Origin of the sequence: Halomonas aestuarii (assembly GCF_001886615.1) — a bacterium.
Classification (GTDB): Bacteria; Pseudomonadota; Gammaproteobacteria; order Pseudomonadales; family Halomonadaceae; genus Halomonas; species Halomonas aestuarii.
On the sequence record NZ_CP018139.1, the window covers coordinates 884,766 to 909,515 of the forward strand.

28 protein-coding genes are annotated in these 24,750 nt (G+C 69.7%); 13 read left to right on the top strand and 15 right to left on the bottom strand.

Annotated features, from left to right (window positions below):
* The first annotated feature begins 11 nt into the window (after positions 1-11).
* Genes BOX17_RS03950 through BOX17_RS03960 form a run of 3 tightly spaced genes read left to right on the top strand, consistent with a single transcriptional unit; the run spans position 12 to position 3,102 of the window.
* Positions 12-866, top strand: coding sequence for a putative selenate ABC transporter substrate-binding protein (locus BOX17_RS03950; RefSeq protein WP_071942157.1), 855 nt, complete (start codon positions 12-14; stop codon positions 864-866).
* Positions 866-1,591: an ATP-binding cassette domain-containing protein gene (locus BOX17_RS03955; RefSeq protein ID WP_071942158.1), complete on the top strand. Its 726-nt coding sequence runs from the start codon at positions 866-868 to the stop codon at positions 1,589-1,591. Before BOX17_RS03950 ends, BOX17_RS03955 begins: the two co-directional genes overlap by 1 nt.
* Entirely contained in the window at positions 1,588-3,102 is a 1,515-nt protein-coding gene (locus tag BOX17_RS03960) for a PhnE/PtxC family ABC transporter permease (protein ID WP_083582064.1), read from the top strand. The genes BOX17_RS03955 and BOX17_RS03960 overlap by 4 nt, the downstream gene beginning before the upstream one ends.
* 58 nt (positions 3,103-3,160) lie before the next feature.
* On the opposite strand, the gene BOX17_RS03965 is transcribed toward BOX17_RS03960, so the two are convergent.
* Together BOX17_RS03965 and BOX17_RS03970 are read right to left on the bottom strand one after the other, a co-directional pair.
* Positions 3,161-3,523 (bottom strand): RidA family protein, encoded by a 363-nt coding sequence (locus BOX17_RS03965; protein WP_071942159.1) that lies wholly within the window; start codon positions 3,521-3,523, stop codon positions 3,161-3,163.
* 49 nt (positions 3,524-3,572) lie between these two features.
* Positions 3,573-3,914, bottom strand: a complete 342-nt coding sequence (locus BOX17_RS03970) for a TraR/DksA family transcriptional regulator (protein WP_071942160.1) — start codon at positions 3,912-3,914, stop codon at positions 3,573-3,575.
* Between the two features lie 162 nt (positions 3,915-4,076).
* Here BOX17_RS03970 and BOX17_RS03975 point away from each other — a divergent pair, with 162 nt between their 5' ends.
* Entirely contained in the window at positions 4,077-5,270 is a 1,194-nt protein-coding gene (locus tag BOX17_RS03975; RefSeq protein ID WP_071942161.1) for an MFS transporter, read from the top strand.
* 57 nt (positions 5,271-5,327) lie between these two features.
* Here BOX17_RS03975 and BOX17_RS03980 read toward each other — a convergent pair whose 3' ends face one another.
* The 5 genes from BOX17_RS03980 to BOX17_RS17035 form a co-directional block, all read right to left on the bottom strand.
* Positions 5,328-6,182: a universal stress protein gene (locus BOX17_RS03980; protein WP_071942162.1), complete on the bottom strand. Its 855-nt coding sequence runs from the start codon at positions 6,180-6,182 to the stop codon at positions 5,328-5,330.
* A 64-nt stretch (positions 6,183-6,246) separates the two neighbouring features.
* Complete coding sequence (locus BOX17_RS03985; RefSeq protein WP_071942163.1) at positions 6,247-7,734, bottom strand: SulP family inorganic anion transporter; 1,488 nt, start codon at positions 7,732-7,734, stop codon at positions 6,247-6,249.
* A gap of 483 nt (positions 7,735-8,217) precedes the next feature.
* Positions 8,218-9,015, bottom strand: a complete 798-nt coding sequence (locus tag BOX17_RS03990; RefSeq protein WP_071942164.1) for a slipin family protein — start codon at positions 9,013-9,015, stop codon at positions 8,218-8,220.
* 57 nt (positions 9,016-9,072) lie between these two features.
* On the bottom strand, positions 9,073-10,614 hold the full coding sequence (locus BOX17_RS03995; RefSeq protein WP_071942165.1) for an NfeD family protein: 1,542 nt from the start codon (positions 10,612-10,614) through the stop codon (positions 9,073-9,075).
* A gap of 148 nt (positions 10,615-10,762) precedes the next feature.
* Positions 10,763-11,536: a c-type cytochrome gene (locus BOX17_RS17035; protein WP_071942166.1), complete on the bottom strand. Its 774-nt coding sequence runs from the start codon at positions 11,534-11,536 to the stop codon at positions 10,763-10,765.
* A 223-nt stretch (positions 11,537-11,759) separates the two neighbouring features.
* On the opposite strand from BOX17_RS17035, the gene BOX17_RS04005 reads away from it, so the two are divergent.
* From BOX17_RS04005 to BOX17_RS04020, 4 genes are read left to right on the top strand one after another with little or no spacing between them, the layout of a single operon-like run.
* Positions 11,760-12,875 carry an aminoglycoside phosphotransferase family protein gene (locus tag BOX17_RS04005; protein ID WP_083582066.1) on the top strand — a complete coding sequence of 372 codons (1,116 nt, stop codon included), beginning with the start codon at positions 11,760-11,762 and terminating at the stop codon, positions 12,873-12,875.
* A gap of 38 nt (positions 12,876-12,913) precedes the next feature.
* Positions 12,914-14,149, top strand: a complete 1,236-nt coding sequence (locus BOX17_RS04010; protein WP_071942167.1) for an ABC transporter substrate-binding protein — start codon at positions 12,914-12,916, stop codon at positions 14,147-14,149.
* A gap of 49 nt (positions 14,150-14,198) precedes the next feature.
* Positions 14,199-15,878 (top strand): ABC transporter permease, encoded by a 1,680-nt coding sequence (locus BOX17_RS04015; RefSeq protein ID WP_071946631.1) that lies wholly within the window; start codon positions 14,199-14,201, stop codon positions 15,876-15,878.
* Positions 15,875-16,510 (top strand): ATP-binding cassette domain-containing protein, encoded by a 636-nt coding sequence (locus BOX17_RS04020; RefSeq protein WP_086830693.1) that lies wholly within the window; start codon positions 15,875-15,877, stop codon positions 16,508-16,510. The genes BOX17_RS04015 and BOX17_RS04020 overlap by 4 nt, the downstream gene beginning before the upstream one ends.
* A gap of 12 nt (positions 16,511-16,522) precedes the next feature.
* On the opposite strand, the gene BOX17_RS04025 is transcribed toward BOX17_RS04020, so the two are convergent.
* The 3 genes from BOX17_RS04025 to BOX17_RS04035 are packed head-to-tail and all read right to left on the bottom strand — an operon-like array spanning position 16,523 to position 18,830.
* A complete protein-coding gene (locus tag BOX17_RS04025; RefSeq protein ID WP_086830780.1) occupies positions 16,523-17,212 on the bottom strand; it encodes a C40 family peptidase in 690 nt (229 codons plus the stop codon).
* Between the two features lie 26 nt (positions 17,213-17,238).
* The gene (locus BOX17_RS04030; protein WP_071942170.1) at positions 17,239-17,790 is read right to left on the bottom strand and encodes a hypothetical protein; all 552 of its coding nucleotides are present in this window, start codon (positions 17,788-17,790) and stop codon (positions 17,239-17,241) included.
* Positions 17,787-18,830, bottom strand: coding sequence for a DUF3179 domain-containing protein (locus tag BOX17_RS04035; RefSeq protein WP_071942171.1), 1,044 nt, complete (start codon positions 18,828-18,830; stop codon positions 17,787-17,789). The genes BOX17_RS04030 and BOX17_RS04035 overlap by 4 nt, the downstream gene beginning before the upstream one ends.
* A gap of 163 nt (positions 18,831-18,993) precedes the next feature.
* Between BOX17_RS04035 and BOX17_RS04040 the strand changes: the two genes are divergently transcribed.
* The 4 genes from BOX17_RS04040 to BOX17_RS04055 all read left to right on the top strand — a co-directional run bounded on the left by BOX17_RS04040 (position 18,994) and on the right by BOX17_RS04055 (position 21,337).
* Complete coding sequence (locus BOX17_RS04040; RefSeq protein WP_071942172.1) at positions 18,994-19,686, top strand: TIGR04283 family arsenosugar biosynthesis glycosyltransferase; 693 nt, start codon at positions 18,994-18,996, stop codon at positions 19,684-19,686.
* Complete coding sequence (locus BOX17_RS04045; RefSeq protein WP_071942173.1) at positions 19,676-20,326, top strand: TIGR04282 family arsenosugar biosynthesis glycosyltransferase; 651 nt, start codon at positions 19,676-19,678, stop codon at positions 20,324-20,326. Before BOX17_RS04040 ends, BOX17_RS04045 begins: the two co-directional genes overlap by 11 nt.
* Positions 20,327-20,639: 313 nt before the next feature.
* Entirely contained in the window at positions 20,640-21,149 is a 510-nt protein-coding gene (locus BOX17_RS04050; RefSeq protein ID WP_244272214.1) for a sigma-70 family RNA polymerase sigma factor, read from the top strand.
* Positions 21,146-21,337 carry a zf-HC2 domain-containing protein gene (locus tag BOX17_RS04055; RefSeq protein WP_071942175.1) on the top strand — a complete coding sequence of 64 codons (192 nt, stop codon included), beginning with the start codon at positions 21,146-21,148 and terminating at the stop codon, positions 21,335-21,337. The genes BOX17_RS04050 and BOX17_RS04055 overlap by 4 nt, the downstream gene beginning before the upstream one ends.
* A gap of 29 nt (positions 21,338-21,366) precedes the next feature.
* Here the strand turns inward: BOX17_RS04055 and BOX17_RS04060 are convergent, their stop codons facing one another.
* Positions 21,367-21,825, bottom strand: a complete 459-nt coding sequence (locus tag BOX17_RS04060) for a DUF302 domain-containing protein (RefSeq protein WP_244272216.1) — start codon at positions 21,823-21,825, stop codon at positions 21,367-21,369.
* A 113-nt stretch (positions 21,826-21,938) separates the two neighbouring features.
* Complete coding sequence (locus tag BOX17_RS04065) at positions 21,939-22,139, bottom strand: hypothetical protein (RefSeq protein ID WP_125925525.1); 201 nt, start codon at positions 22,137-22,139, stop codon at positions 21,939-21,941.
* Between the two features lie 332 nt (positions 22,140-22,471).
* Between BOX17_RS04065 and BOX17_RS04070 the strand changes: the two genes are divergently transcribed.
* Entirely contained in the window at positions 22,472-23,140 is a 669-nt protein-coding gene (locus BOX17_RS04070) for a DUF3047 domain-containing protein (protein ID WP_071942178.1), read from the top strand.
* Positions 23,141-23,169: 29 nt separating this feature from the next.
* On the opposite strand, the gene BOX17_RS04075 is transcribed toward BOX17_RS04070, so the two are convergent.
* From BOX17_RS04075 to BOX17_RS16930, 3 genes are all read right to left on the bottom strand, one after another.
* Positions 23,170-23,655, bottom strand: coding sequence for a DUF302 domain-containing protein (locus BOX17_RS04075; protein ID WP_071942179.1), 486 nt, complete (start codon positions 23,653-23,655; stop codon positions 23,170-23,172).
* Positions 23,652-24,239, bottom strand: a complete 588-nt coding sequence (locus BOX17_RS04080; protein ID WP_071942180.1) for a DinB family protein — start codon at positions 24,237-24,239, stop codon at positions 23,652-23,654. Before BOX17_RS04080 ends, BOX17_RS04075 begins: the two co-directional genes overlap by 4 nt.
* Positions 24,240-24,339: 100 nt before the next feature.
* Positions 24,340-24,645 (bottom strand): hypothetical protein, encoded by a 306-nt coding sequence (locus BOX17_RS16930; protein ID WP_164508624.1) that lies wholly within the window; start codon positions 24,643-24,645, stop codon positions 24,340-24,342.
* Positions 24,646-24,750: the final 105 nt, after the last annotated feature.

A 24,750-nucleotide genomic window follows, 5' to 3' on the forward strand; every position in this document is an offset into this window, starting at 1 on the left:
CGGAGACCGATATGCGCTGGCTTGCCGCATCTGTCGTCGCCCTGTGCCTGTTCGCCCAGGGCGCCGCCGCCGACACCTTCCGCTTCACCGCCATCCCCGACGAGAACCAGTCGCGCCTGGTCGAACGCTTCTCGAAGGTGGCGGACTACCTGGAGGGGCGGCTCGGTGTCGAGGTGGAGTACGTGCCCGTGAAATCCTATGGGGCCTCGGTCACCGCCTTCCGCAATGACCAGGTCCAGCTGGCCTGGTTCGGCGGCCTCTCCGGGGTCCAGGCGCGTCGTCTGGTGCCGGGCTCCGAGGCCCTGGCCCAGGGCAGCGAGGACGCGGCGTTCAAGAGCTACTTCATCGCCCACCGCTCCACCGGCCTCGAGCGGGCCGATGCGTTGCCCGACGCCATCGAGGACATGAGCCTGACCTTCGGCTCACGCACCTCCACCTCCGGGCGCCTGATGCCCGAGCACTTCCTGCGCAAGCGCTTCGAGGAGGCCCCGGACGAGCTGTTCTCTCGGATCGGCTTCTCCGGTGACCACTCCCGCACCATCGCCCTGGTGGAGGCCGGCACCTGGGACCTGGGGGCGGTCAACTTCAGCGTCTGGGAGGCCGCGGTGGCGGACGGCCGCGTGGATACCGACAAGGTCGACGTGATCTGGGCCACACCGCCCTACCCGGACTATAACTGGACCGTGCGCGGTGACGTCGACGAGCGGTTCGGCGAGGGCTTCACCGAGAGACTGCGCGCGGCCCTGCTCGAGATGGACGACCCCGACCTGCTGGCAAGCTTCCCGCGGGAGGGCTTCATCCCCGCCGACAACGCCCTCTACACCCCCATCGAGAACGTCGCCGAAGCGCTCGGCCTGCTGCGCTGATGGGCGACTCCCGCCGCCCCCTGCTGTGCCTGGACGACGTTGACCTGGGACATGGCGACCGGGTGGTACTGCCGGGCCTGCGCCTCACGCTCCGGCAGGGCGAGCGCGTGGCCCTGCTCGGCCCCAGCGGAGCCGGAAAGTCGACCCTGCTGGGGGCCCTGCGGGGGCGACTCGGCGATACGGCCGCCTGGTGCCCCCAGCAGCATGGCCTGGTGCCTCAGCTGGCGGTCTATCACAACGTCTACATGGGACGCCTCGCCGAGCACTCGGCCCTGGCCAACCTGTGGAACCTGGTACGCCCGCTGGCCCGCCCCTGGCGACAGGTCGCCGAGCTCTGCGACGCCCTGGGCCTGGAGGGACTGATGCGCCGCCCGGTCGGCCAGCTCTCCGGCGGCCAGCGCCAGCGGGTGGCCATCGCCCGGGCGCTCTACCAGCAGCGCGCCCTGTTCCTCGGCGACGAACCCGTGGCCAGCGTTGACCCCCATCAGGCGCTGCGCCTGCTGGCCCTGATCGACGCACGCCACGCCACCTCGGTGATCGCCCTGCACCAGCGGGAACTGGCCCTTACCCACTTCGACCGGGTCTGGGGGCTGCGCGATGGGCGGCTGGTGATCGACGCCTCGGCGCGTGACCTCACCCTGGCGGACCTGGACGCCCTCTACCCGGATGCCGGCAACCCCGTCGCGTCGGCCTCGCCGGGGGACGAGGCAGGAGGCCGGCCTTGACGGCGGCAGGCCTGACACCCAGACCCGGCTGGCTGCGCGGGCAGAGCACGGGGCTGCGCCTGGCTCGCCACAGCCTGGCGCTGGTGGCACTGGCGATCGTGCTGGTGCCCTTCGCCGACCTGTCGGTGCTGACCCGCGATCCCTGGGGCGAGCTCGCGCGCATGGCCGGGGGACTGGCCTGGCCGGCCTGGGGGACGGTGGAGTCGCCCCTGGAGGCCATCGGGCTGACCGTGGCGGTGGCCCTCTGGGGGACGCTCGGCGGTATACTGCTGGGCTTTCCCCTGGCGCTGGTGTTTTCCCGGTCGCGGCTGGTGCGCGCCGGCTGCGCCTTCGTGCGGGCGATCCATGAGCTGTTCTGGGCCCTGCTCTTCCTGCAGGTGTTCGGCCTCTCGGCCGCCACGGCGCTGCTGGCCTTGGCCATTCCCTACGCCGGCATCTTCGCCAAGGTCTATGCCGAGATCCTCGAGCAGATCCCGGGGGCGCCGAGGGAGGCCCTGCCGCCCGGCATCGGCCGACTGTCGCGCTTCGTCTATACGGAGCTGCCGCTGGCCTGGACCCGGCTAGCGGCCTATACCCGCTACCGCTTCGAGTGCGCCCTGCGGGCCAGCGTGCTGCTGGGCTTCGTCGGCCTGCCGACCCTGGGCTTCCAGCTGGAGACCGCCTTCCGCGAGGGGCGCTACCACGAGGCCGGGGCGCTGCTGTGGCTCTTCTACCTGCTGATCGCGAGCCTGCCCTGGTGGGGACACCGGCGGCTGATCCCGCTGTTGGCGATCGGCGTCGGCTTCCTGCTGGGGCCCTGGCCGGAGGTCAACGGCGGCCTGCTGTGGCGCTTCGTCAGCCAGGACATCTGGCCGCCGGCGCTGCTGGAGGGCGACTGGCGGGGGCTCGCCGACTGGCTGGCGAGGATCCCCGACCTGGGGCCCGCCATCGGCAACACCCTGCTGCTCGGCCTGCTGGGCAGCGTGGGGTCGCTGCTGGTGGCCCTGGCGCTGTGGCCGCTCGCCTGTCGTCACTTCGGCCATCCCGCCACCCGGCTGGCCGGCCGGGGCCTGCTGCTCTTCCTGCGCTCGACGCCCGAGCTGATGCTGGCCTTTCTCTTCCTGCTGCTGCTGGGCCCGTCGCTGCTGCCCGCCTGGCTGGCGCTGTCGCTGCACAACGGCGCACTGATCGCCTTCCTGGTGGCGCGTCACGCCGATGCGGTCACCCCGGGCATGCCCGATGCCACGGGGGCCGGCCGCCTCGCCTACGAGCTGCTGCCCCGGATCTATCCGGGCATGCTGGCGCTGCTCTATTACCGCGCCGAGGTGATCCTGCGCGAGACGGCCATCCTGGGCATGCTGGGCGTGGCGACCCTGGGCTACTACATCGACGCGAACTTCCAGTACCTGCTGTTCGACGTCGCCTTCTTCCTGCTGCTGGTCACTGCGATGCTCAACATCGCCGTGGATGCCCTCTCCCGGAGGCTGCGCCCGCGCGAGGCCGCCGTCATCGACGACCCCTGCGAGCGCTAGGCGTCCCGGCCGGCGGGGAGAGTGACGCGCCCCGCCGGCCGGGACGCACCAGGGCATGTCAGTCGCCCGACACCAGCGCGGTAACGGTGATCTCCACCTTCAGCTCGTCGGCGGGCATGGGGGCACAGACGCAGGTACGGGCCGGCGCATGGCCGGTGGGCACCCAGTCATCCCAGACGGCATTCATGGCGGCGAAGTCATGACCGTCCTTGAGGTAGATGGTCGCCGAGAGCAGGTGCTCGCGGTCGGAGCCGATCTCGGCGAGCAGCGCATCGACCCGCTCCAGCATGCTCCGGGTCTGCTCGGTGATGTCGCCATGGCGGGCCTCGGGGCCGGCCACCTGGCCGCACAGCCAGGCCACGCCGTTGTGGATCACTGCACGACTCATGCGCGCCTTGGTGTCGTGTCGTTCGATGGTCATCGGGGTCTCTCCGTCGGTTCTCGTTATACCGGGTCACGCCGGGGTGGCATCACTCGGCACAGTCGATGCATTTCAGCACCAGGGGGTCCTGCTCCAGGCGCCGGGCGGCGATCCAGTCGCCACAGGCGATGCACTCGCCGTACTCGCCCCGGTCGATGCGCTCGAGGGCGCTGGTGATGCGTCGCAGCGCCAGCTGGCGCCGCTCCTCCTCGGCCTTGGCCATGGCCTGCCCCTGCAGGGCGTCCATGCGCGACAGGCGCCCCACCGAGGTCTGGTCCAGCATCACGGTGTCGCGGGCGTCGCGGCTGGCGTCGCTCTGCTCCAGCAGCTCGGCGCGCAGCGCGTGCAGGCGCCTCACCACGGACGCCATCTCCAGGTCGGGATGATTCATCGCCGCCTCCATTCCGGGGAACACGGGCCAGCTGCGCCACCCTCCACGTTCAGCTGATACCCTAGGACGCTTTCAGCCATGCGGCCTCAGGGGCACCATCTTGCCACTGCGGCCCTGTCGTCGCACTCACCTCTTGCCTGTCACGACACCCCGGAGGTCACCATGGGCTACCGCACGCTGCTGCGGGATCATCGCGGACTGCTGAGCATCGCCTTCCTGGCGATGTTCTCCTCGAGCCTGGGGCAGAGCTTCTTCATCGGCCTCTTCCAGGCGCCAATCTCCGACCGGCTCGGCCTCACCGCCGGCCAGTTCGGCACCGCCTATGCCACGGTGACCCTGCTGGCCGGCTTCGCGATGCTGCGTTTCGGCCCGGTCATCGACTGGGTGGCGCCACGGCGCTTCGCGCTGGTGGTGCTCGGCGTGCTGTTCGCCGGGGTGGCGCTGCTCACGCTCTCGCCCTGGTGGTTGACGGGGCTGCTGGGGCTAGGCCTGGTCCGCCTGTGCGGACAGGGCATGATGACCCACCTGGGCAACACCCTGGCCGGCCGCGAGTTCGTCAGCCTGCGTGGCCGCGCCCTGGGCCTCACGGGCCTGGGCATCATGCTGGGCGAGACGCTGCTGCCGCCGCTGATCGCGGCCCTGCTGGTCTGGCTGGGCTGGCAGCAGCTGTGGTGGCTGTTCGTGCTGGTGCTGGCCCTCCTCTGGGGGCCGCTGCTGCTGCGCGGCCCCTGGCCGAAGGCGCCGGGGAAGCGCCCCGACCGGGCCCAGGGCCGCGACGGGCCGCGCCCCTTCCGGGAGGCGCGCTTCTGGCAGCTGCTGCCGCTGCTGATGATCCTGCCGGTGACCATGACCGGGCTCTTCATCTATCAGGCACGCATGACCGAGGACCTGGGCAGCACGCTCACCGTCTATGCCCTGGCCCTGACCGGCATGGGGCTGGCCAAGCTGCCCGGGGCCCTGCTGGGCGGTCGCTGGGTCGACCGGCTGGGCCCGGTGCGCCTGGCCAGGCTCTACCTGCTGCCCTTCGCCCTGGCACTGGTCGTGGCCATCACCGTCGGCGGCCACGCCGGCGTCTGGGCGCTGATGGTCGGCGGCGGGCTCGCCATGGGAGCCCAGGAATCCATCGCCACCAGCCTGCTGGTGCGTCTGTGGGGCGCCGAGCACCTGGGCACGGTGCGCGCCACCCTGAGCGCCGCCATGGTCTTCTCCACCGGCATCGCTCCGGCCGTGCTGGGCCTGGCACTGGACCTGGGCGCCTCCTTTTCCCTGGTGCTGGTCGGCATGCTGGCCTTCCTGGTCACCGGCTGGACGCTGGCCCAGGGCGTGCTGGCGAGCCCCGAGGCCCGGGGGGCCTGACGCGACATCGCCGGCCCGAGGGCCGGCGATGGCAAGGAGGCGAGGCCGCGGCGGCGACTAGCGCAGCAGCAGCACCGGCAGGCTGGCGCGTCGCAGCATCGTCGTGGTGGTGCTGCCGACGAGCAGGTGGCGGACACGCGAGTGGCCGTAGGCCCCCATCACCAGCAGGTCGATGCCGTGCTCCTGCTGGTAGCTGCGCAGGGTCTCCTCGACCTCGCCGGCGCGGATCGCCCCCTCGGCCTCGTGCCCGGCCTCGCGCAGGGTCGACAGCGCCCAGTCCAGCTGGGAGCGGTTGTCCCCGGTCTCGGCACCGACGATGACCACATGGCAGGGGATGCCGCTGAACAGCGGGCTCTTCGCCAGGAGCTCGACCCCCTTGCGGGTGGTCTTGCTGCCATCGAAGGCGATCATCACCCGTTCCGGGCGCTTGAACGTCTCCGGCGCCATCAGGATCGGCCGGTGCAGGGTACGCACCACTCGCTCGAGGTTGGAACCAAGGTGGTCGCTCGCCTGGTGCGCCCCCTCGCCGCGCTTGCCGATCACCAGCAGGCGGATATCGTTCTCGAGTTCGGAGAGGGTCTCCACCAGGGTGCCGTTGCGCTGCCGGGTGGCGGGCTCCGCCACGCCGTCCTCGATGGCCCTGGCCTTGGCCGCCTTGAGCATCAGCCGGCCCTGCTCCTGGGCCACCTTGGCCCGCTGCTCGTCCAGGTGCGACAGCTCCTCGAGCAGGTGCTCCCGGGCGCCGAGCCCGATGTTGCCGGAGAGGTCGGGCTCCGCCGTCTGCGGGTGGTTATCCACCACGTGCAGGAAGGTCAGCGGCGCCGCGAGCGCCAGGCTGGCCCAGGCCGCGTAGTCGCATACCCCTTCGGAAAACTGCGAGCCGTCGATGGCGGCCATCACCTGTTCTGTCATCGTCTTGTCCTGAAACTGGCGTGTGTTGTCGTCGCTTCCCGTTCTACACCATCCGCCCGGCGGGTCAATGGCCGCCCATCAGCTTCTCGACGGCTGCCGGGTCGTCGTGCACCGCGTAGCGGTCGACGATGGTGGCGCTGGCCTCGTTGAGGCCGATCAGCTCGACCTCGGAGCCCTCGCGGCGGAACTTGATCACCACCCGGTCCAGGGTCTGGACGGCGGTGATGTCCCAGAAGTGGGCGCGGGACAGGTCGATGGTGACCTTCTCCACCGTCTCCTTGAAGTCGAAGGCATCGCCGAAGCGCTCGGAGGAGGCGAAGAACACCTGGCCGACCACCTTGTAGACCCGGTGGCCCTCGTCGGGCTGCTCGGCACCGACATAGAGGATGTTGCCCACCTTGTTGGCGAAGAAGAGGGCGGCCAGCAGCACGCCGACGAAGACGCCGATGGCGAGGTTGTGGGTCCCGACGGTGACCGCCACGGTGGACAGCATCACGATGTTGCTGCTCAGCGGGTGCTTCCTGAGATCGCGGATCGATTCCCAGCTGAAGGTGCCGATGGAGACCATGATCATCACCGCCACCAGGGCGGCCATGGGAATCTGCGACACCCAGTCGGACAGGAAGACCACCATCATCAGCAGCATCACGCCGGCGATCAGCGTGGAGAGGCGCCGGCGCCCCCCGGACTTGATGTTGATCACCGACTGGCCAATCATCGCGCAGCCCGCCATGCCACCGAGCAGTCCGGTGCCGAGGTTGGCCAGACCCTGGCCCTTGCACTCACGGTTCTTGTCACTGGGGGTATCGGTCAGGTCGTCGACGATGGTGGCGGTCATCATCGATTCCAGCAGACCCACCACGGTGAGCATCAGCGAGTAGGGCAGGATGATCATCAGGGTCTCGAGGTTGAGCGGCACCTCCGGCCACAGGAAGACCGGCAGGGTGTCGGGCAGCTCGCCCATGTCACCCACGCTCCTGATCTCCATGCCGGTGATCATGTAGACCACGGTCAGCACCAGGATGCAGACCAGCGGCGACGGCAGCAGCTTGCCCACCACCGGTACACGGGGGAAACCGTAGATGATCGCGAGTCCCGCGGCCGTCATGGCGTACACGTGCCAGGTCACGTCCGTCAGTTCGGGAAGCTGGGCCATGAAGATCAGGATCGCCAGGGCGTTGACGAAGCCAGTGACCACCGAGCGCGAGACGAAGCGCATCAGGTCGGCGAGGCGCAGGTAGCCGGCCAGTATCTGGAAGACCCCCGTCAGCAGGGTGGCGGCCAGCAGGTACTGGAGGCCATGCTCCTTGACCAGGGTGACCATCAGCAGCGCCATGGCGCCGGTCGCCGCCGAGATCATGCCCGACCGGCCGCCGGCGAAGGCGATGATCACCGCCATGGAGAAGGAGGCGTAGAGCCCGACCTTGGGATCGACGCCGGCGATGATGGAGAAGGCGATGGCCTCGGGGATCAGGGCCAGGGCCACGACGATACCCGCCAGGGTGTCGCCCTTGAGGTTGGAAAACCAACTCAGCTTCATTTTCTCGTACATGCTGCGGTCCAGTCAGGGGGAATGGGAGGGCCGTGAGGCATTCGGGTTGTCGGGTGAGCGAACCCTCCCCCGGCCGGTGCGGCCGCCGTGGGCGTCTCGAGGGAGAGGAGCCGTGTCGCGAGACCCGTGTGTCAGGAGCTCAATTGCAAGACCCAGTGCAAGACCCATGCCGCCAGAGGGGCGCACGGGAACACGCGGGGCATCGGCGTGGCGTCGAGCCATGCCCGACGCGATGAAGGGGGTATCGCCGACACGGCGAGGACACGGGGGGCGAGGCGCCAGGGCGGCGTGGCCGGCGCTGTCAACGCGATCTGCCGTTTCCCTTGCTCTGCATCAGCGGGGCATCACGCGACGAAAGTCTGATGCATGCACCCGACAAGAGCGCGCGAGTCTAGCAGAGATGAGGCGGGGGTGCATACGGGGCGGGGCGCGCCAATCGCCCCCGCGGCTCATCACGGGGGCGACCGTAGCGCCGAGCGGGGCTCAGGAGGCGTCGTCCGGCGTGGCACCGCCGGTGCGCGCCCTGGCGGCGGGCGAGGCCTTCATCTGCCGGAAGGCCTCCATGATGTCCATGGGCAGCGGCACCACGATGGTCGAGGCGTTCTTGTTGCTCATGTCACTCATGGTCTGCAGGTAGCGCAGCTGCAGCGCGGCGGAGTTCTCGGACATGACGTTGGCCGCCTCGACCAGCTTCTGTGAGGCCTGCAGCTCGCCCTCGGCGTGGATCACCTTGGCGCGACGCTCGCGCTCCGCCTCGGCCTGGCGGGCGATGGCGCGGATCATGCTCTCGTCGAGGTCGACGTGCTTGATCTCGACGTTGGCCACCTTGATGCCCCAGCCCTCGGCGGAGCTGTCGATGATCTCCTGGATGTCATCGTTGAGCTTGTCGCGCTCGGAGAGCATCTCGTCCAGGTCGTGCTTGCCGAGGACCGAGCGCAGGGTGGTCTGGGCCAGCTGGCTGGTGGCGTTGACGAAGTTCTCCACCTGGATGATCGCCTTCTCGGGGTCCACCACCCGGAAGTAGAGCACCGCATTGACCTTGACGGTGACGTTGTCCTGGGAGATGACGTCCTGCTCCGGGACGTCCATGGTGATCACCCGCAGGTCGACCACTTCCATCTTCTGGATGCCCGGAATGATGATGAGGAGCCCCGGCCCCTTCACCGCCTGGAAGCGGCCCAGGAAGAACACCACCCCCCGCTTGTATTCGGGCAGGATGCGGATCGAGGCCGCCAGCAGCAGGATCAGCAGGACGACCGGGACGAGATAGGAAAGCAGCATGATGGCGACTCCTCGGTTGGGCCGGGCGATGCGACTCATCGACCGCGCCGGACGTGATCAGGATGACGATGCCAGCGGCTCGACCTCCAGGGTCAGGCCATCGACCGCCGTCACGCGGACCGACTGGCCGCGCGTGAGCGGCTGAGTGCTCCGGGCATTCCAGCGCTCACCCATCAGGCGCACATGCCCGTGGCGGGTGAAGTCCTCGAGGACCAGCGCCTTGCTGCCGACGAGTTCCTCCTGGCCGGTCTGCGGCGTGCGACGCCGCAGACCGATGAAGCGCGTCATGACCCACAGCATCAGGCCCGCCGCGAGCAGCGCGATGCCGCCGATCATCGGCAGCGAGATGTTCAGGGTATCCGCATCCATCAGTATCACCGATCCGATCACGAAGGCGACGATGCCGCCTATCCCGAGAACGCCGAAACTGGGCATCAAGGCCTCGCCCACGATCAGCCCCAGCCCCACCAGGATCAGCGCCAATCCAGCATAGTTGACCGGCAGCACCTGGAAGGCGAACAGCGCCAGCAGCAGCGAGATGATGCCGATGGTGCCCGGCACCAGGCCGCCCGGGTTGGAGAGCTCGAAGATCAACCCGTAGAAGCCGATGATCATCAGGAAATAGGCGACGTTGGGGTTGGTGATCACGGCCAGCAGTTCGGTGCGCCAGTCCGGATCGAAGCGCTCGATGGCAAGACCGGCGGTGGCCAGGGTGCGCTCGCCGTCGTCCATCACCACGGTGCGCCCGTCGAGCTGCGCCAGCAGGTCCTCCAGGTCAGGGGACACCACCTCGATGACGTTCTGTTCCAGGGCCTCCCGGGCGGTGAGGTTGACCGCCTCGCGCACTGCCTGCTCGGCCCAGTCGGCGTTGCGACCGTGGCGCTCGGCCAGCGAGCGGATGTAGGCGACGGCATCCTCCAGCACCTTGCGCTCCATGGCCGTGTTGCCCCGACGCTTGGCCGGCTCGGGCGATGCTCTGCCTTCCTCCGCCACGGCCTGCGTCGCGCCACCCTCCGTGCCGCTCTCCGTCACACCACTCTCCGTCACACCACTCTCCTGCGCGCCACTCTCCTGCGCGCCACTCGACGCCTCGTTCGTCGCCGCGTCCGAGTCGCCGGCATCACCCGGCGCTTCAGGCTCACTGCCGATGCCGGGAAAGCCCCCTCCTCCGCCGAGCTGCACCGGAGTCGCCGAGCCGAGATGGGTGGCCGGCGCCATGGCGGCCACATGGCTGGCGTAGAGCAGGTAGGTGCCGGCGCTGGCGGCCCGGGCGCCCGCCGGCGAGACATAGATGGCGACCGGCACGCTGGAGGTGAGCATGGCGCGAATCATGGCGCGCATCGAGGCATCGAGTCCGCCCGGCGTGTCCATCTCCACCACCACCAGCTCGGCCTCGCGCTCCTCGGCCAGCTCCAGGCCACGCTGGAAGTAGTCGTCGATGGCCGGGCCGATGGCATCGTCGACCGTCATCACCAGGGCGACACGCTCTGCCTGCTGCGCCTGGACCTGCCAGGCCAGCAGGGCCCCCAGCGCCAGGCACAGCAGGCTCGCCAGCATCAGGATGCGCCCGGTCCTGCCCCTGCGATCTGGATTCGTCATCTGCCTCCCACCCTGGAACGCCTCTCCCTGAGAACCCCATCGGGTCACAGTGGTTCAGTCTTTGCCGATATCAGCGTAGGCAGTGGGCCCGGGGGCGGCAACAGCCCGCCCCGTCGGACACGGGCCCTAGGCGAGACGGATGCCAGGCTCAGAGGTCGTGGGGCTCGCCGGCGAAGCGCTTCTGCACCTCCACCACGTAGGCCGCCAGCGAGGTCAGCTCCTCGCTGCCCCACTCGAGCGGCTCGGCGGCCATCGGGGCGACCATGCAGACCTGCACCATCTCGTCGGCGTGAACCTCCGGCATGCCGAATCGGTTGGCTGCCATCGCCACCCGGTGGGGGAAGGGCTGCTGGAAGGTCGGATTGAAGGCCGTGTCCTGCCCCTCACCGCCGTGACAGCTCGCGCAAGCCAGGCCATTGCTGCTCAGGGAAGTGTCGTTGTAGAGCTCCTCGCCGCGGGCCAGCATCTGCGCGGGGTTGCCGCCGGTCTCGCGGTAGGCCGGCGAGTAGCCCTCGGGCCTTTCCACCGCGGCGCTGGCGCCACCCTCGGCTTCGGCTTCACCTTCTGCTTCTCCCTGGGCTTCAGCCTCTCCTTCAGCCTCTCCTTCAGCCTCTCCTTCAGCCTCTCCTTCAGCCTCTCCTTCAGCCTCTCCTTCAGCCTCTCCTTCAGCCTCTCCTTCAGCCTCGGCTTCACCCTGAGCTTCGGCTGCTCCCTCCGCCTGGGCTTCTCCCTCCATGTGGTGGCTGGCCAGCAGCAGGGCCGCCTCCGACGGCGAGGAGTAGGCCGCGACGGCCGCGTCATCGCCCGCCGAGGCGGGCAGGACGGCCCCGCCCGCCACCAGCGCGAGCAGCGGGGCCGTATAGGCCAGGTGTCGATTCAGGCGACCCAGCAGCCTGCGGCGTTGTTCGTCATGCTGTGACATGATCGTGTCCTCTGGTGGTGCTTGTCCGGGATAGGGCAATGACGCTGACGGCGCATCAGCGATACCCCTGTGTCGAACCACGCATCGAGGACTTACAGCCGAGGACAAAACCCCGCCTCCACGACCGGGTCCAGTAGCGTTCTCGCATGAGGCGGCGGCGATGTAAGGAACGTCCTCCTCGTGCGACCATCCATGACCGATCGTCCAGCCCTCAAGGAGCGTCATGCCGGATAACGCCTCCCGCCCAGGTTCGCCGCAGGCCCCCTCGGCCCTCTGCCGTTCCCTGGCCATGGCCCTCGCCCGCGCCGGGCATGACACGGGCATCGAGGCCATGCATCCGATGGCCGACACGGGCCTGGCCCATCACCATGTTTGGCTCGAGCGGGCACCGCTCGACTGGGTGGCGCGGCTGCCGAAGCAGAGCCAGATGCGACTCGACCCCACCGAGAACCTCGCCTATCAGGCGGCCTGCTTCTCCCGCGCCAGCCAGGGCGGCCATGCCCCCTCGCTGCACGGCCTGCTGCCGCCGAGCCCGGAGCTCCCGCGCGGCGGACTGCTGGTGAGCGCCATCCGCGGTCGCCCGGCGCGGCTGCCGGAGGACCTCCCCCGTATCGCCGAGGCACTGGCCGGCCTGCACATGCTGGACGTGCCGGACGCCGCGGAGCGCGCGCCGCTGCAGTCGCCCGCGGATCCCTGGACCGCGATGCTCGACGAGGTGGGGGAACAGGCTCGCTTCCTCGACCAGGCCGGACTGGAGGCCGATGCCCATCATCGGATCGAGGCCGAGCTGGCCGGCCTGCCGAGGCAGCTGCCCGCCGGGCCAGGTGCTGCGCCCCGACTGATCAGCTTCGATGCCCATCCCGGCAACTTCCTGGTCACCCAGGCCGGACGCGCGGTGCTGGTGGACCTGGAGAAGTGCCGCTACGGCCTGGTCGGCTTCGACCTGGCCCACGCCAGCCTCTATACCTCCACCACCTGGGACCTCCAGAGCCGCGCCGAGCTGACGCCCGCCGAGGTGGCCGCCTTCTACCGGCACTGGATCGACGCCACGGGCATCGCGGGGAGTGTCGAGACGCTCCTGGCGTGCCGAGACGCCATGTGGCTCTGGTCGCTGACCTGGTGCGCCAAGTGGCGGGCCAGCCATCGACGCGCGCGGGATGCCCGGGACCGCGGCGAGGACTGGTCCGCCGAGTTGAGCGACGATGCCCTGGTCGCGCATGTCCGCGACCGCGTCGACCACTATCTGTCGGTGGCCTCCATCGAGCATGTCCGCCACGAGCGCCGCGAGCTGGAACGCCTGCTCCGCGCTGACGCGTCCTTGCCCCCGGCTCGCCCTTGAGCACTCCCCCTCCCCACACGTCCATGAGGAATCCCGTGATGCACGCTTTCTCCGCCCGCCTCGCCGCCCTGCTGCCGGCCCTGCTGATGAGCACGGGCCTTGCGGCCGCCCCCGATCCGGCCGACTGGGACGCCGTGCTCGACGAGGCCCGAGGCCAGACGGTCTACTGGTATGCCTGGGCCGGCGATCAGCGCACCAACGACTACATCGACTGGGTGGCCGGGCGGGTCGACGAACGGTTCGACGTCACGCTCGAACACGTCAAGATCGGCAATACCGCCGAGGCGGTCTCCCGGGTGCTGGCGGAGAAGCAGGCCGGCAACGATGACGCCGGCAACGTCGACCTGATCTGGATCAACGGCGAGAACTTCGCCGCCATGAAGGAGAACGACCTGCTGTTCGGGCCCTTCGCCCATGCGCTGCCGAACTTCGCCCTGACCCGCCCCGAGCAAAACCCCGAGGTCGTCACCGACTTCACCCTGCCCACCGAGGGCTACGAGTCGCCCTGGGGCCGGGCGCAGATCACCTATTACTACGACAGCGACGCCTTCCGCGGGGACAGCGGGGAGGTCGAGACGCCGCCCCAGGACGTCGACGAACTGCTGGCCTGGGCCCGGGCGAACCCGGGCCGCTTCACCTACCCGCGGATTCCCGACTTCACCGGCAGCACCTTCCTCAAGCAGGCGTTGATCGAGCTGAGCGACCAAGGCGAGGCGCTCTACGCGCCGGTCGAGGAGAGCGACTTCGCCGCCGTCACCGCGCCGCTGTGGGACTACCTGGATGCCCTGCACCCCCACCTGTGGCGCAGTGGCCGCCAGTTTCCCGCCAGCGGGCCCGAGATGCGCAGCCTGATGGGCGACGGCGCGCTGTCGCTGGCCTTCACCTTCACGCCCTCGGAGCCGGCCGCGGCGGTGGCCGACTACGAGCTGCCGGAGAGCACGCGCAGCTACGTGCCGAAGAGCGGCACCCTGGGCAACGTGCACTTCGTGGCCATCCCCTTCAACTCGCCCCACCAGGCCGGCGCCATGGTGGTCTCCAACTTCCTGCTGTCGCCGGAGGCCCAGGCGACCAAGCAGGACCTCGACGTCTGGGGAGATCGCACCGTGCTCGACGTGGCCCGCCTGGAGGAAGCCGACCGGGCGCTGTTCACCCTGGAGACGAGCAACCCGGCGATGCTGCCGGCGGGCGCCCTTGAGCGGACGCTGCCCGAGCCGCACCCGAGCTGGATGACGGCCCTGCAGGACGCCTGGCAGGCCCGCTACATCGGCCAATGAGGACGACGGTCAGCGCCCCGGTCGCACACCAGGCGAGGCACACCCGATGATGCTGCGCCTGGCACCCGCGCTCATCGTCACCCTGCTGGTCGCGCCGATCCTGGCGGGCCTCGCCATGGCCCTGCTGCCGGCCTTCGGCTACCTGCCGGCGCTCGGCGGGGACGACATCTCCCTGGCGCCCTGGCGGGCACTGGCCGCCCAGCCGGGCATCGGGCGATCGGTCGCCATCAGCTTCGCCAGCGGACTCATCGCCACCGCCATCTCGCTGGCGGTGGTGCTGCTCTACCTGGCGGCCGCCACGGGCAGCCGGCTGGACCGCTGGATCCGGCGCCTGGTCTCGCCCCTGCTCTCCATTCCCCATGCCGCCGCGGCCTTCGGGCTGGCCTTCCTGATCGCCCCTTCCGGGCTGATCGCGCGGCTGGCGTCACCAACGCTGACGGGCTGGGAGCGCCCGCCGGACCTGCTGATCGTCCAGGACCCCTGGGGGCTGTCGCTGATCGCGGGGCTGGTGATCAAGGAGGTGCCCTTCCTGCTGTTGATGAGCCTGGCGGCGCTGCCCCAGCTCGACCCCGAGCGTCGCGTGGCCATGGCCCGTTCACTGGGCTATCGACCCGCCATCGCCTGGCTCAAGGTCGTGGCGCCGGCCCTCTACCCGCTGATCCGCCTGCCGGTGTTCGCGGTCATCGCCTACGCCTCGTCGGTGGTGGACGTGGCGATGATCCTGGGCCCCACCCTGCCGCCGACGCTGGCCGTGTCGATCCTCACCTGGTTCAGCGACCCCGACCTCGACCAGCGCTTCCTGGCCTCGGCCGGCGCGATCCTGCAACTCGGCGTCACCGCCGCGGCGCTGCTGGCCTGGTGGGGGCTGGAGCGGCTCGTGGCCAGGCTGATGAACGTCTGGATCGCCCGCGGCGGCCGCCGGCGGGGCGAGACCTGCCTGCACGTCGGCGGCAAGCTGTGGATCCTGCTCGCCACGGGGGTCGCCTTCGCCGGCATCGCCGGCCTGGCGATCTACTCGGTGGCCGGATTCTGGCGGTTTCCCGACGCCCTGCCCCGCAGCATGACGCTGGACCACTGGGCCCAGGCGCTGCCCTCCCTGGGCGGGCCTCTCGCCTCGACGGCCCTGATCGCGCTGGGCTCGACCCTGCTCGCCGGGGTGCTGGCCCTGGCGGCCCTGGAGAACGAGCAGCGCACCGGGCGAGCCGCCTCGAAGGCCCTCTGGCTGCTCTACCTCCCGCTGATCGTGCCCCAGATCGCCTTCCTGTTCGGCCTGGTGGTGGTGATGGAGCAGCTCGGCACCCGGCCGACCCACGGCCTGATCACCTTCGGTCACCTGCTGTTCGTGCTGCCCTATGTCTTCCTCTCGCTCTCGGAGGCCTACCGGCGCCTCGACCCGCGCTGGTCCCAGCTGGCCCTGACGCTCGGCGTCTCGCGCAATGCGGCCTTCTGGCGGGTCCGCCTGCCGATGCTGCTGGCCCCCCTGCTGACCGCCCTTGCCGTGGGGCTGGCGGTGAGCATCGGCCAGTATCTGCCCACCCAGCTGCTGGGCGCGGGACGGGTGACCACCGTCACCACCGAGGCGGTCTCGCTGGCCGCCGGCGGCAATCGGCGTGTGATCGGGGTCTGGGCGCTGGTCCAGGCCTGCCTGCCGCTGGTGGGCTTCGTGATCGCCATCGGCCTGCCGAGGTTGCTATGGTCGAACCGCCGCGGCATGCAGGGAGCCCCATGAATACCCCCCATCGACTCGACCTCGACGACGTCCGTATCCGCCTGGGCGGCCAGACACTGGTGGCGCTCGATGCCCGCATCGGGCCGGGCGAGGTGCTCACCGTCATGGGCCCGTCCGGCTCGGGCAAGTCGACCCTGCTGGCCTACCTGGCCGGCTTCCTGGCCCCCGAGTTCCAGGCTACCGGCCGCATCCTGCTGGACGGCCGCGACCTCGGCGACCTGCCGGCCGAACGCCGCGGCATCGGCCTGCTGTTCCAGGACCCGCTGCTCTTCCCCCACCTGTCGGTGGCCGGCAACCTGCGCTTCGGCATGCCCCGGGCCACCGCCGACAAGGCCGCCCGGGTCGAGCAGGCCCTGGCCCGCATCGGCCTCGCCGACTACGGCCACCGCGACCCGGCCACGCTGTCCGGGGGCCAGAAGGCCCGGGTGGCGCTGATGCGGCTGCTGCTGTCGGCCCCCTGCGCGGTGCTGCTGGACGAGCCCTTCTCGAAGCTCGACACCCACCTGCGCCAGGAGATGCGCCAGCTCGTGTTCGATCGCCTGCGCGAGGCCGGCCTGCCGAGCCTGCTGGTCACCCACGACCGCGAGGACGCCGCGGCGGCCGGTGGGCGGGTGATCGAGCTGTCGTCCTGAGCCATGGCGGACTCAGGCCGGCTCCTGCCACCTCAGGCCGTGAGGGTCGAAGCCTCCCACCAGGTGCGGCTTGACGACCTCGAACCAGGGCGAGAGATCGAAGTCCCGCGGGGTGAACAGCGTATGGTGGCGACGGCGGAACACCCGCGAACGCCCCGCCACGGGGATCGGCAGGATCGGGTAGCTTACCGACTGGAAGGCCTCGGCGATCAGGGTCGAGCAGATGGCCCGGGTGGGGTCCCCGCTGCCCAGCCCCAGCATGTGGCGTCGCCAGGGCATGGGGACGGGCGGCAGGGGGAGCAGGTAGCGAGCCAGGTCCAGGAGGTTGCGCAGGTCATAGCGGTGGCCCACCCGCCCGCAGGCAAAGGCGACCAGGCGGTCGATCTCGTCCGGGCCCAACCCCACCGGGCGGCAGATGCGCAGCGCATGGCCCTCGTAGGCCGCCAAGCCCACGATTCGCACCCCCTCCGACAGATCCGCCTCGACGAAGCCGCCATCCCCCACGTAGAGGGCGGCGTGGGACCAGGTCGACTGCGTGAGGTACTTGATCACCGTGCTGATCCGAGAGGAGCCTTCGACCAGCAGGACGTCACCGGGCTCGAGAAAGGCCTGGATATCCTCCTCGACCGGCTGCTGGGGACGGTACCAGGGCCTCGGGCAGGAGAGCCAGCCCCCGAGCCCGTGGCCGCATCGATCGAGCATGCTCGACATTCTACTCCTCCCGTCGCTCATGGCGTGGAGGCGGCCAGTCGCCTGGCCAGGGTAGCGAGACTCGCCAGCAACAGCAGCACCGCCAACGGCAGCAGCCAGGGGAGCAACGGGCTCAGTACGCCGGCCAGCGGCAGCCCCAGCCAGATCAGCACTATCGGCGCGCAACAGGCGCCGCCCGCCAGCAGGGCCGGCAGCGCGGCCAGCAGGGAGCCGCCGGGGGGGTGCCAGGCGCAGTGGATCGCCGCGCGACGCACCCGCCAGCCCAGCACTAGGTTGCCACCCAGCAGCAGGCCGATCCCCAGGCCCAGCAGGGTATTGAGCGGGCTGAAGGTCCAGACCCAGGGGCCGGCCTCGATCAGGCCCACCGGCTCGAAGTGGAAGGGGCCGCGTGCCTGCCAGACCCGATCCCAGGCGGGAAAGCGCGCGGCAAGCCCGCCGCCCCCACCGGGGCCGAGGTCGCCGATCATCCAAAGGTAGAGCGCGGCATAGGCGAGCCCACACCCCCCGACGAGCACCGCGTTCCGGGGGCGCCCGACCAGGGCATCGCGCAGGGCGGCGAGCGCGGTCATGGCACGTCCTCCGCCGCCCCGTAGAGCAGGGTATCGGGATAGAACGCCGCCCAGGCGAACCACATGGCCTCGAAGGCATGGATCGGACCGAGGGCCTCGGTGCCGCCGCCGCTGACGCCCGCCGGGCCGAAGGTCAGGTCATCGACGCGGATCTCGACCCGCCGGGGATTGTGAAAGACCCAACCGGTCGCCAGGTCGGCGTCGGAGATCACCGTATAGTGGCTGTCGCCGACGGCAAGCTCGATCACCGCCTCGCGGCGCAGCGCCTCGCGGGTCACGGCGGCCGCGCCCTGGATGGTGCGAAAGCCCAGCACGCTGGCCTTGGGCGGCAGGCGGCGGCTCTCGGTCATCACCGGAAAGAGCCGGGCGCTCTGCGGGCGATAGTAGCCGCGCAACGGGGCGTAGCTGCCGTAGGGGTCGTGTCGATAGTTGCGCACGTGGCCGGTCTCGCGGCTAAGCACCCGGGTGTCCGGATGACGCGTCTTCCAGGCGTCCCAGGTGGTCCAGACCAGGCGCAGCTCCTCGAGCCCTCGCCCCGCCAGCGGGCCGTCGATGGCCACGCCGAGCATCTGCGGCACCTCGCTGCCGGTGGTGCGGTCATACATGACCAGGTTGCTGTTGACCAGCCGGCCGGAGACGCCGAGTTCGGCGTCGCCGCGATGAAAGCCCAGGGCGCTGCCGGTCAGCGGGCAGTAGGTGATGCTGACGGGGCGGCCGTCCACGGTGTCGTTGACGATCTCGTGCCACACCAGGATACGCTGCGGATAGGCGCGGGCCTCGCCGCCCAGGTAGAGGCCGATAACGAGGTCGTCCGGCGCGAGCCGCGCCTCGGCCGCCGAGTGGAAGCGGGGCCGGTCGATGGAGGGGATGCCGTCCTTGCCGGGGCCGCCGGCGCGCACCGCCTCGCGGAACTCCTGCAGGGAGTACGCCAGGGGCACGCGGGGCGTTTCCTCGGTGGGCAGCGCCGCCAGTGCCGCCGTCGGTGACAGCAGCAGCCAGGCGACAAACACCAAGAGCGTGGGACAACGCCACCGGGACATGGATCACCTCCCTGTGCGGCGCAGACCGGCGCGCCGCGAGTGCCGGCGCCGCCCGGAGTGGGCGGGCTCATCCCTCTGTCGCCCGGTGCCGCACGACCTTACGTCGCGATAAGCGGTAAGCTGGTGGCGGCGATCGCGCCCGAGGACCATAAGGAGAGACAGCATGCCGGCGAGGCCGCGGCTCAGCATCATCGTTCCGAGCCTCGATGAGGCCGTCATCATCGAGACGCAGCTGACCCGCCTCGCCCCCCTGCGCGAGAGGGGCGTGGAGGTCCTGGTCGTGGACGGCGGCAGCCGCGACGATACGCCGAGCCGGGCCGCCGCACTGGCCACGCGGGTGATCGAGAGCGAGTCCGGCCGCGCCCGGCAGATGAATGCCGGGGCGCGCGAGGCCCGCGGCCGGCACCTGCTGTTCCTGCACGCCGACACCCGGCTCCCGCCGGGGGCCGAGAGTGCGATCGCCTCGGCGCTGTCGCGACGACACGTCTGGGGGCGCTTCGATGTCCGGCTGGCGGGGGATCATCCGCTGCTGGGCGTCATCGCCTTCGCCATGAACCGGCGATCCCGCCTGACGGGCATCGCCACCGGCGACCAGGGCCTGTTCATGACCCGCGAGGCCTTCGAGGCCGCGGGCGGCTTTCCCGACCAGCCGCTGATGGAGGACATCGAGATGTCGCGACGCCTGAAGCGGCTGTCGCCGCCGGCCTGCCTGGGAGAGAAGGTGACGACCTCGGGGCGGCGCTGGGAGCGCCAGGGCGCCTGGCGGACCATCCTGCTGATGTGGCGGCTGCGCTGGCGCTACTGGCGCGGCGCCTCCCCTGACGACCTGGCCCGGGACTACCACCATGTCCGCTGATCCTCGCGGCCGCTTTCCCCTGGCGATACTGGCCAAGGCGCCGATCCCCGGACGGGTGAAGACGCGGCTGATCCCGGCCCTGGGCGCCGAGGGGGCCTGCCGGCTCCACGAGCGACTGCTGCGCCATGCCCTGGACGTGGCCCTGGCGGCCACCGTGCCGGAGCGCATCACGCTGTGGACCGCCCTGGATCATGGCCACCCGCTCTTCCAGGCCCTGGCGGCCGAGCACGGGATCACCCTTCGCGCCCAGCCCGAGGGGGACCTGGGCGAGCGCATGCATCGCGCCCTGGCGGCCATGGAGGCACCGGGACTGCTGATTGGCAGCGACTGTCCGGCCCTCACCCCGACGCTGCTGACCCTATGCCGTGCGGCGCTGAACGACGCCGACGGCGTCTTCCTGCCGGTCGAGGATGGCGGCTATGCGCTGGTGGGGGTCCGGCGGTCCGATCGCCACCTCTTCACCGCCATCGACTGGGGCAAGAACCAGGTCATGGCGCAGACCCGCGAGCGTGCCGAGGCACTGGGCTGGCGGCTGGCCTGCCCCGCCCGCCTCTGGGACGTCGACCGGCCGGAGGACCTCGAGCGCCTGGCCCGGCACGGAGAGCCGTTCACGGGCATCACGCCCGACGATCGGGGATGACGACCCACGGGATCATCCCGCGCCATCTCGCCCGGAGGCGCGGGCAGCCATCGCCCCCACGGTCACGCGGCTCATCGGCCACGCTGGGGTCGAAACGCGCCTGGCCTCCCGTGATCCACGCCTCTTCTGTAAGGCCATCCTGGCCGCGACGACCCAGAGGGAGTTCCTCCCCTGCGGCTGAACGCAGCTGCTAGACTTTCCCGGCATCCGGGGACACCACCGCAAAGGGAGCAGGGGCGCATCGATGGAAGAAAAGGAAGCAAGATTACAGAGACTCACGGCCGTCAGGCCACGCCTGGTCTCGTTCGCCCTCATGCACCTGCGTGATCGAAGCCAGGCCGAGGATGCCGTTCAGGAGGCGATGATGTCCGCCATCGAGAAGAATGACAGTTTTGCGGGACGATCCGGCTACGAGACCTGGGTCTTCGGGATCCTCAAGTACAAGATACTCGATGCCATGCGCGCTCAGAAGCGTCAAGGACGCTGGCAGCCCCTGGAGGACGAGGGCGACGACGACGCCATCGACCGCCAGTTCCAGCAGAATGGCCGGTGGCGGGAAGATGCTCGCCCCTCCGGCTGGGGAGAGCCCGAGACGGCCTTCGAGAACGACCACTTCTGGCAGGTCTTCGATGCCTGCATGATCGCCCTGCCGGAGAATGCCGCCCGGGTGTTTTCCCTGCGCGAGCTGATGGGGCTTTCCACCGACGATATCTGCCGGGAGCTCGGCATCAAGGAGAACAACTGCTGGGTCATGCTGCACCGTGCCCGGCTCAAGCTCCGGGCCTGCATCGAGCAGGGCTGGCTCAAGGGGGAAACCTCATGATGATGTGCAGGGAGGCCACGCGCCTGATGTCGCTCAAGCAGGATCGTCCCCTCACCCTGCAGGAGAGGCTGTCGCTGCGGCTGCACCTCGTCATGTGCGGCCCGTGCCGGGAGTGTGACAGGCAGTTCACGCTGCTCCATGGCGTCGGGAGGCATTTCGGCCCGAAGCAGGAAGATGACGGGCCCTGAGGGCCCGCCGATGGGTCATGGTGTCGATCTCACTGGCCGGCGGCCGCGCTGGCCACGCCCTCCAGCACGCCGGCGACCTTGTCCAGGGGCAGTTCACAGCCCTCGAGGCCGTGGCGCTCGGCCAGGTAGTGAGGGTCGTTCCACTCCAGCCGGACCCCCTCGTCGGTCTCCCTCACCACCATCTTCTGCGGCAAATCCAGCGCCACGCTGCCCTGGCACTGCATCATCGGCGTCCCCACCTTGGGGTTGCCAAAGATGAAGGTCCGGGTCGCCGGCAGTGACAGTCCCGCCTTCTTCGCATTGTCGGCATGATCGACGACGTTCATCAGGGTCAGCCCCTTTTCCTCGATCGCCGCCCGCAGCCGCTCCTCGACGCTTCCGATATCGTCGCTCGACGCGAGATGCCGGATGCCGTGCGTTTCCGCCAGAACCACCAGCGGCATGGCCAGGAGCACCCCCATGGCCGTTCCCTTCATCGATGTCCACATGACGACGCTCTCCCCGTTCACTGCAGTCCCGCTCAGCGTGGCCAACGTCCGGCCCCATGGCAAGGCACCCGGGCCCGATGTCTCGGGCCCGGGTGCATTAGGCCGACGGTGCGCTAGTGCCACCAGGGCGCCTGGTCAGGCTCGCCCAGCAGGTAACGCGGGCTGTGGGCTCGCTGACGGGCCTGGCGATCCTGGTCGCCGTAGACCGTTTCCTGCGAGTGCATGCCGGCATCATTGCCCCGTTGATGCAGGCTCTGTCGCGTCCTGTCCTGATACTCGGAATCCATCGCCATCAGCGGTCCAGCGCTCAGCATCAGTGTCATCATTGCCAATGTAACAATGCGAATCTTCATGGGGTCACCTCGGGATTATCGGTTGATAAAGACCCGTCATCGGGTCTTGAACCTTGGTGTCGGGGCGACCATGATCCTTACGATGACATCGATCTTCGTGAGCCCCATCATGAGGGAAGTCCTCGTTGCCATCACGTCGCGCCATGGAGCATTCATGGACGATGATATCGAGACTCATGCGCCAGGAAGGCGCCTCCGATTCAGCGAAGCACGAGCAGCCCTTCCGCAGGGTGATCCCGTCTGGACACCGCGAAGAGCCCGCCTCCCGACCCATCGATGACTGGAGTGACCTTATGGCGACCCGTGCGCTGCTTCCTCCTTGCCTGCTGACGCTCGCCATCCTGGCGTCGGGGCCGGCCATCGCGGCAGATGACCTGCACTTCTCGCCGGAGGACATCCAGGCCTGGCCGACACGCAGCTTCGAGGGCGAGACCGAGTACCGGGTCGTCGAGAAGGAGGGCACCAGGGCGCTCCAGGCCCGCGCTCGCCGGCAGGCCTCGGCAAAATACCTGGAACGCGAGATCGACCTGCGCGAGACACCCTACCTGCAGTGGTGCTGGAAGGTGTCGGGGATTCATGAGGGACTCGATGAGACGCGCAAGTCGGGAGACGATTACCCGGCCAGGGTCTACGTGGCTCGCAAGACGGGCCTGCTGCCCTGGCAGGTGGAGTCGGTGAACTATGTCTGGGCCTCGAGTCAGCCTGCGGGCAGCGACTGGCCCAATGCCTTCACCTCGCGCGCCCAGCTGCTGGCCCTGGAGAGTGGCTCGCCGCGGGTCGGTGACTGGGTGGCGGAAGTGCGCGACGTCGGCGAGGACTACCTTCGGCTATTCGGCAGCCGCCCGGACACCATCGATGGCCTGGCCCTGATGAGCGATGGCGACAATGCCGGCGTGGACGCCACGGCCTGGTTCACGCATCTGGCCTTCTCCGCGACGCCTGCGCCTCCCTCCTGCCCCTGACGACCCGTCGGCTCCGACGCCTCCGGTCGCTAGGGCGATGCCCCGGCGGCGCGATCGGCAATGGCGGAAAAGCGCGCATCGAGCTCGTGGGCGATGCGGTCCAGCTCGGCGCCAGCGTCTTCCATGTAGGGGTCGAGCAGGTGGCTCGGCGTCTTCCAGGCCAGCGTGCCGGTGCCGTCGTCATTCTCGGTGACATAGAAGCGCATGGGGGCCTCGATCATCGCCGGAACGCTCAGCCGCAGGATGTTCACGGCATAGTCGTTGCGAAACACGCCCAGGACCCGGTTGCCGGGAATGGTGATCCCCCGACTGGCCGCGGCCTCGGTGGGGCCGACATCGGTGACCACGTACATCCCCTCGGCCTCGACCGCCGCTCGCAGGCCCTTCAGCAGTTCGGGGTAGGAGAGCGTGGTGGGCATCACACGCCACCCCTGCTCGGGCCATCGGCTCTCGGCCGTCGCCGTAACGGCGAGCGTCAGGGCCATCAGCCCAACCGCCAGCCAGGTGCGACTCATGAGGCCCGCCGCCGGACGCCGGGGCCGGGCTCGGCGTCCCGCTCCCAGTGGCGCAGTGTGGAGGGGTGAACCCCGAAGGATGGCGGCACGGCGATTCCGACCTGCTCGGCCAGCAGGGCGATGATCGCCATGTGATGAATGGTGTGGCTGGCCAGGAAGGCCAGTTCACGGGCCAGGCTGGACGGCAGGGAGAGGGTCGTCTCTTCCCGGGCAGCCTTCTGGACATAGGCCAGGGCCAGCCGATCCGGAGGCGCCTCGCCGGCCAGGGACGCGAGCCACGTCTCGAGGGCGGCCAGGCGTCGGCCGGCCTCGTGCGGCCTCTGCTCGAGGGAGGCATCACGGCGGCGACGCTCGTAGTCGAGGGTCTCCCCTCCCTCCTCGAGACCGATCACCAGGGCCTCGTAGTGATCGATGATGTGTCGGACATGCTTGCCGACGGTGTGGCGACCGTGCACGCCGAAGACCTGGCGATAGGCCGCGGGGGACAGGTCATCGACCAGGTCCCTCAGCTGGGCAAGCGCCAGCAGGTTCTCCTCGATGAGGCCGGGGGCGGTTCGCGGTGGCGGGGGTGCGGGGTATGGCATGGCGGCTATCCTGTGAGATCCGGTATCAAGGGCGTGGGGAAAAGCCGGGGCCGCCACGCGACGTGAACGGCCCGGCCTCTCGTGCGTCGCCTGGTGCGACTCAGCCCTCGGCTTCGGCTTCTGCTTCGGCCTCACCCTCGGCTTCCCCTTCCGCCTCGCCCTCGGCCTCATCTGTGGCCTCACCTTCGGCTTCGGCACCGCCCTCGGCATGCGCCTCGGCGAGCATCAGGGGGGCCTCCTGACCGCTGGTATAGCCGCTGGAGGCCCCCAGCCCGTCAGCGGGTTCGCTGGCCACAGCCTGGACGGCCGCACCGCTGGCCACCAGCAGCAGGGCCGGCGCCGTGTAGCCCAGCTGGCGGCCGAGCCGGCCCAGCAGGCTTCGACGTTTCTCGTCTTGCATTGTCATGATCATGACCTCCTCGGTTCTCTCTCGATACACGCTCTCGATAAACACACTCGATAAACACGCTCGAAACACATGAGCGACATGCCTGGCATGTCGTCATGCCGT

Bases quoted from the DNA above. Each gene is read 5' to 3' on its own strand.
- BOX17_RS04050 (WP_244272214.1), top strand. From the start codon at position 20,640: ATGCACCTGCGTGATCGAAGCCAGGCCGAGGATGCCGTTCAGGAGGCG.
- BOX17_RS03970 (WP_071942160.1), bottom strand. From the start codon at position 3,914: ATGAATCATCCCGACCTGGAGATGGCGTCCGTGGTGAGGCGCCTGCAC.
- BOX17_RS03950 (WP_071942157.1), top strand. From the start codon at position 12: ATGCGCTGGCTTGCCGCATCTGTCGTCGCCCTGTGCCTGTTCGCCCAG.
- BOX17_RS04025 (WP_086830780.1), bottom strand. From the start codon at position 17,212: ATGCTCGATCGATGCGGCCACGGGCTCGGGGGCTGGCTCTCCTGCCCG.
- BOX17_RS16930 (WP_164508624.1), bottom strand. From the start codon at position 24,645: ATGACAATGCAAGACGAGAAACGTCGAAGCCTGCTGGGCCGGCTCGGC.
- BOX17_RS17035 (WP_071942166.1), bottom strand. From the start codon at position 11,536: ATGTCACAGCATGACGAACAACGCCGCAGGCTGCTGGGTCGCCTGAAT.
- BOX17_RS04065 (WP_125925525.1), bottom strand. From the start codon at position 22,139: ATGCTGAGCGCTGGACCGCTGATGGCGATGGATTCCGAGTATCAGGAC.
- BOX17_RS04075 (WP_071942179.1), bottom strand. From the start codon at position 23,655: ATGAGTCGCACCTGGCTGGCGGTTGGGCTGATGGCCCTGACGCTCGCC.
- BOX17_RS03990 (WP_071942164.1), bottom strand. From the start codon at position 9,015: ATGCTGCTTTCCTATCTCGTCCCGGTCGTCCTGCTGATCCTGCTGCTG.
- BOX17_RS04030 (WP_071942170.1), bottom strand. From the start codon at position 17,790: ATGACCGCGCTCGCCGCCCTGCGCGATGCCCTGGTCGGGCGCCCCCGG.
- BOX17_RS04020 (WP_086830693.1), top strand. From the start codon at position 15,875: ATGAATACCCCCCATCGACTCGACCTCGACGACGTCCGTATCCGCCTG.
- BOX17_RS04040 (WP_071942172.1), top strand. From the start codon at position 18,994: ATGCCGGCGAGGCCGCGGCTCAGCATCATCGTTCCGAGCCTCGATGAG.
- BOX17_RS04010 (WP_071942167.1), top strand. From the start codon at position 12,914: ATGCACGCTTTCTCCGCCCGCCTCGCCGCCCTGCTGCCGGCCCTGCTG.
- BOX17_RS03985 (WP_071942163.1), bottom strand. From the start codon at position 7,734: ATGTACGAGAAAATGAAGCTGAGTTGGTTTTCCAACCTCAAGGGCGAC.
- BOX17_RS03980 (WP_071942162.1), bottom strand. From the start codon at position 6,182: ATGACAGAACAGGTGATGGCCGCCATCGACGGCTCGCAGTTTTCCGAA.
- BOX17_RS04015 (WP_071946631.1), top strand. From the start codon at position 14,199: ATGCTGCGCCTGGCACCCGCGCTCATCGTCACCCTGCTGGTCGCGCCG.
- BOX17_RS03995 (WP_071942165.1), bottom strand. From the start codon at position 10,614: ATGACGAATCCAGATCGCAGGGGCAGGACCGGGCGCATCCTGATGCTG.
- BOX17_RS03965 (WP_071942159.1), bottom strand. From the start codon at position 3,523: ATGACCATCGAACGACACGACACCAAGGCGCGCATGAGTCGTGCAGTG.
- BOX17_RS04070 (WP_071942178.1), top strand. From the start codon at position 22,472: ATGGCGACCCGTGCGCTGCTTCCTCCTTGCCTGCTGACGCTCGCCATC.
- BOX17_RS04080 (WP_071942180.1), bottom strand. From the start codon at position 24,239: ATGCCATACCCCGCACCCCCGCCACCGCGAACCGCCCCCGGCCTCATC.
- BOX17_RS04035 (WP_071942171.1), bottom strand. From the start codon at position 18,830: ATGTCCCGGTGGCGTTGTCCCACGCTCTTGGTGTTTGTCGCCTGGCTG.
- BOX17_RS04005 (WP_083582066.1), top strand. From the start codon at position 11,760: ATGCCGGATAACGCCTCCCGCCCAGGTTCGCCGCAGGCCCCCTCGGCC.
- BOX17_RS03975 (WP_071942161.1), top strand. From the start codon at position 4,077: ATGGGCTACCGCACGCTGCTGCGGGATCATCGCGGACTGCTGAGCATC.
- BOX17_RS03955 (WP_071942158.1), top strand. From the start codon at position 866: ATGGGCGACTCCCGCCGCCCCCTGCTGTGCCTGGACGACGTTGACCTG.
- BOX17_RS04060 (WP_244272216.1), bottom strand. From the start codon at position 21,825: ATGTGGACATCGATGAAGGGAACGGCCATGGGGGTGCTCCTGGCCATG.
- BOX17_RS04045 (WP_071942173.1), top strand. From the start codon at position 19,676: ATGTCCGCTGATCCTCGCGGCCGCTTTCCCCTGGCGATACTGGCCAAG.
- BOX17_RS04055 (WP_071942175.1), top strand. From the start codon at position 21,146: ATGATGATGTGCAGGGAGGCCACGCGCCTGATGTCGCTCAAGCAGGAT.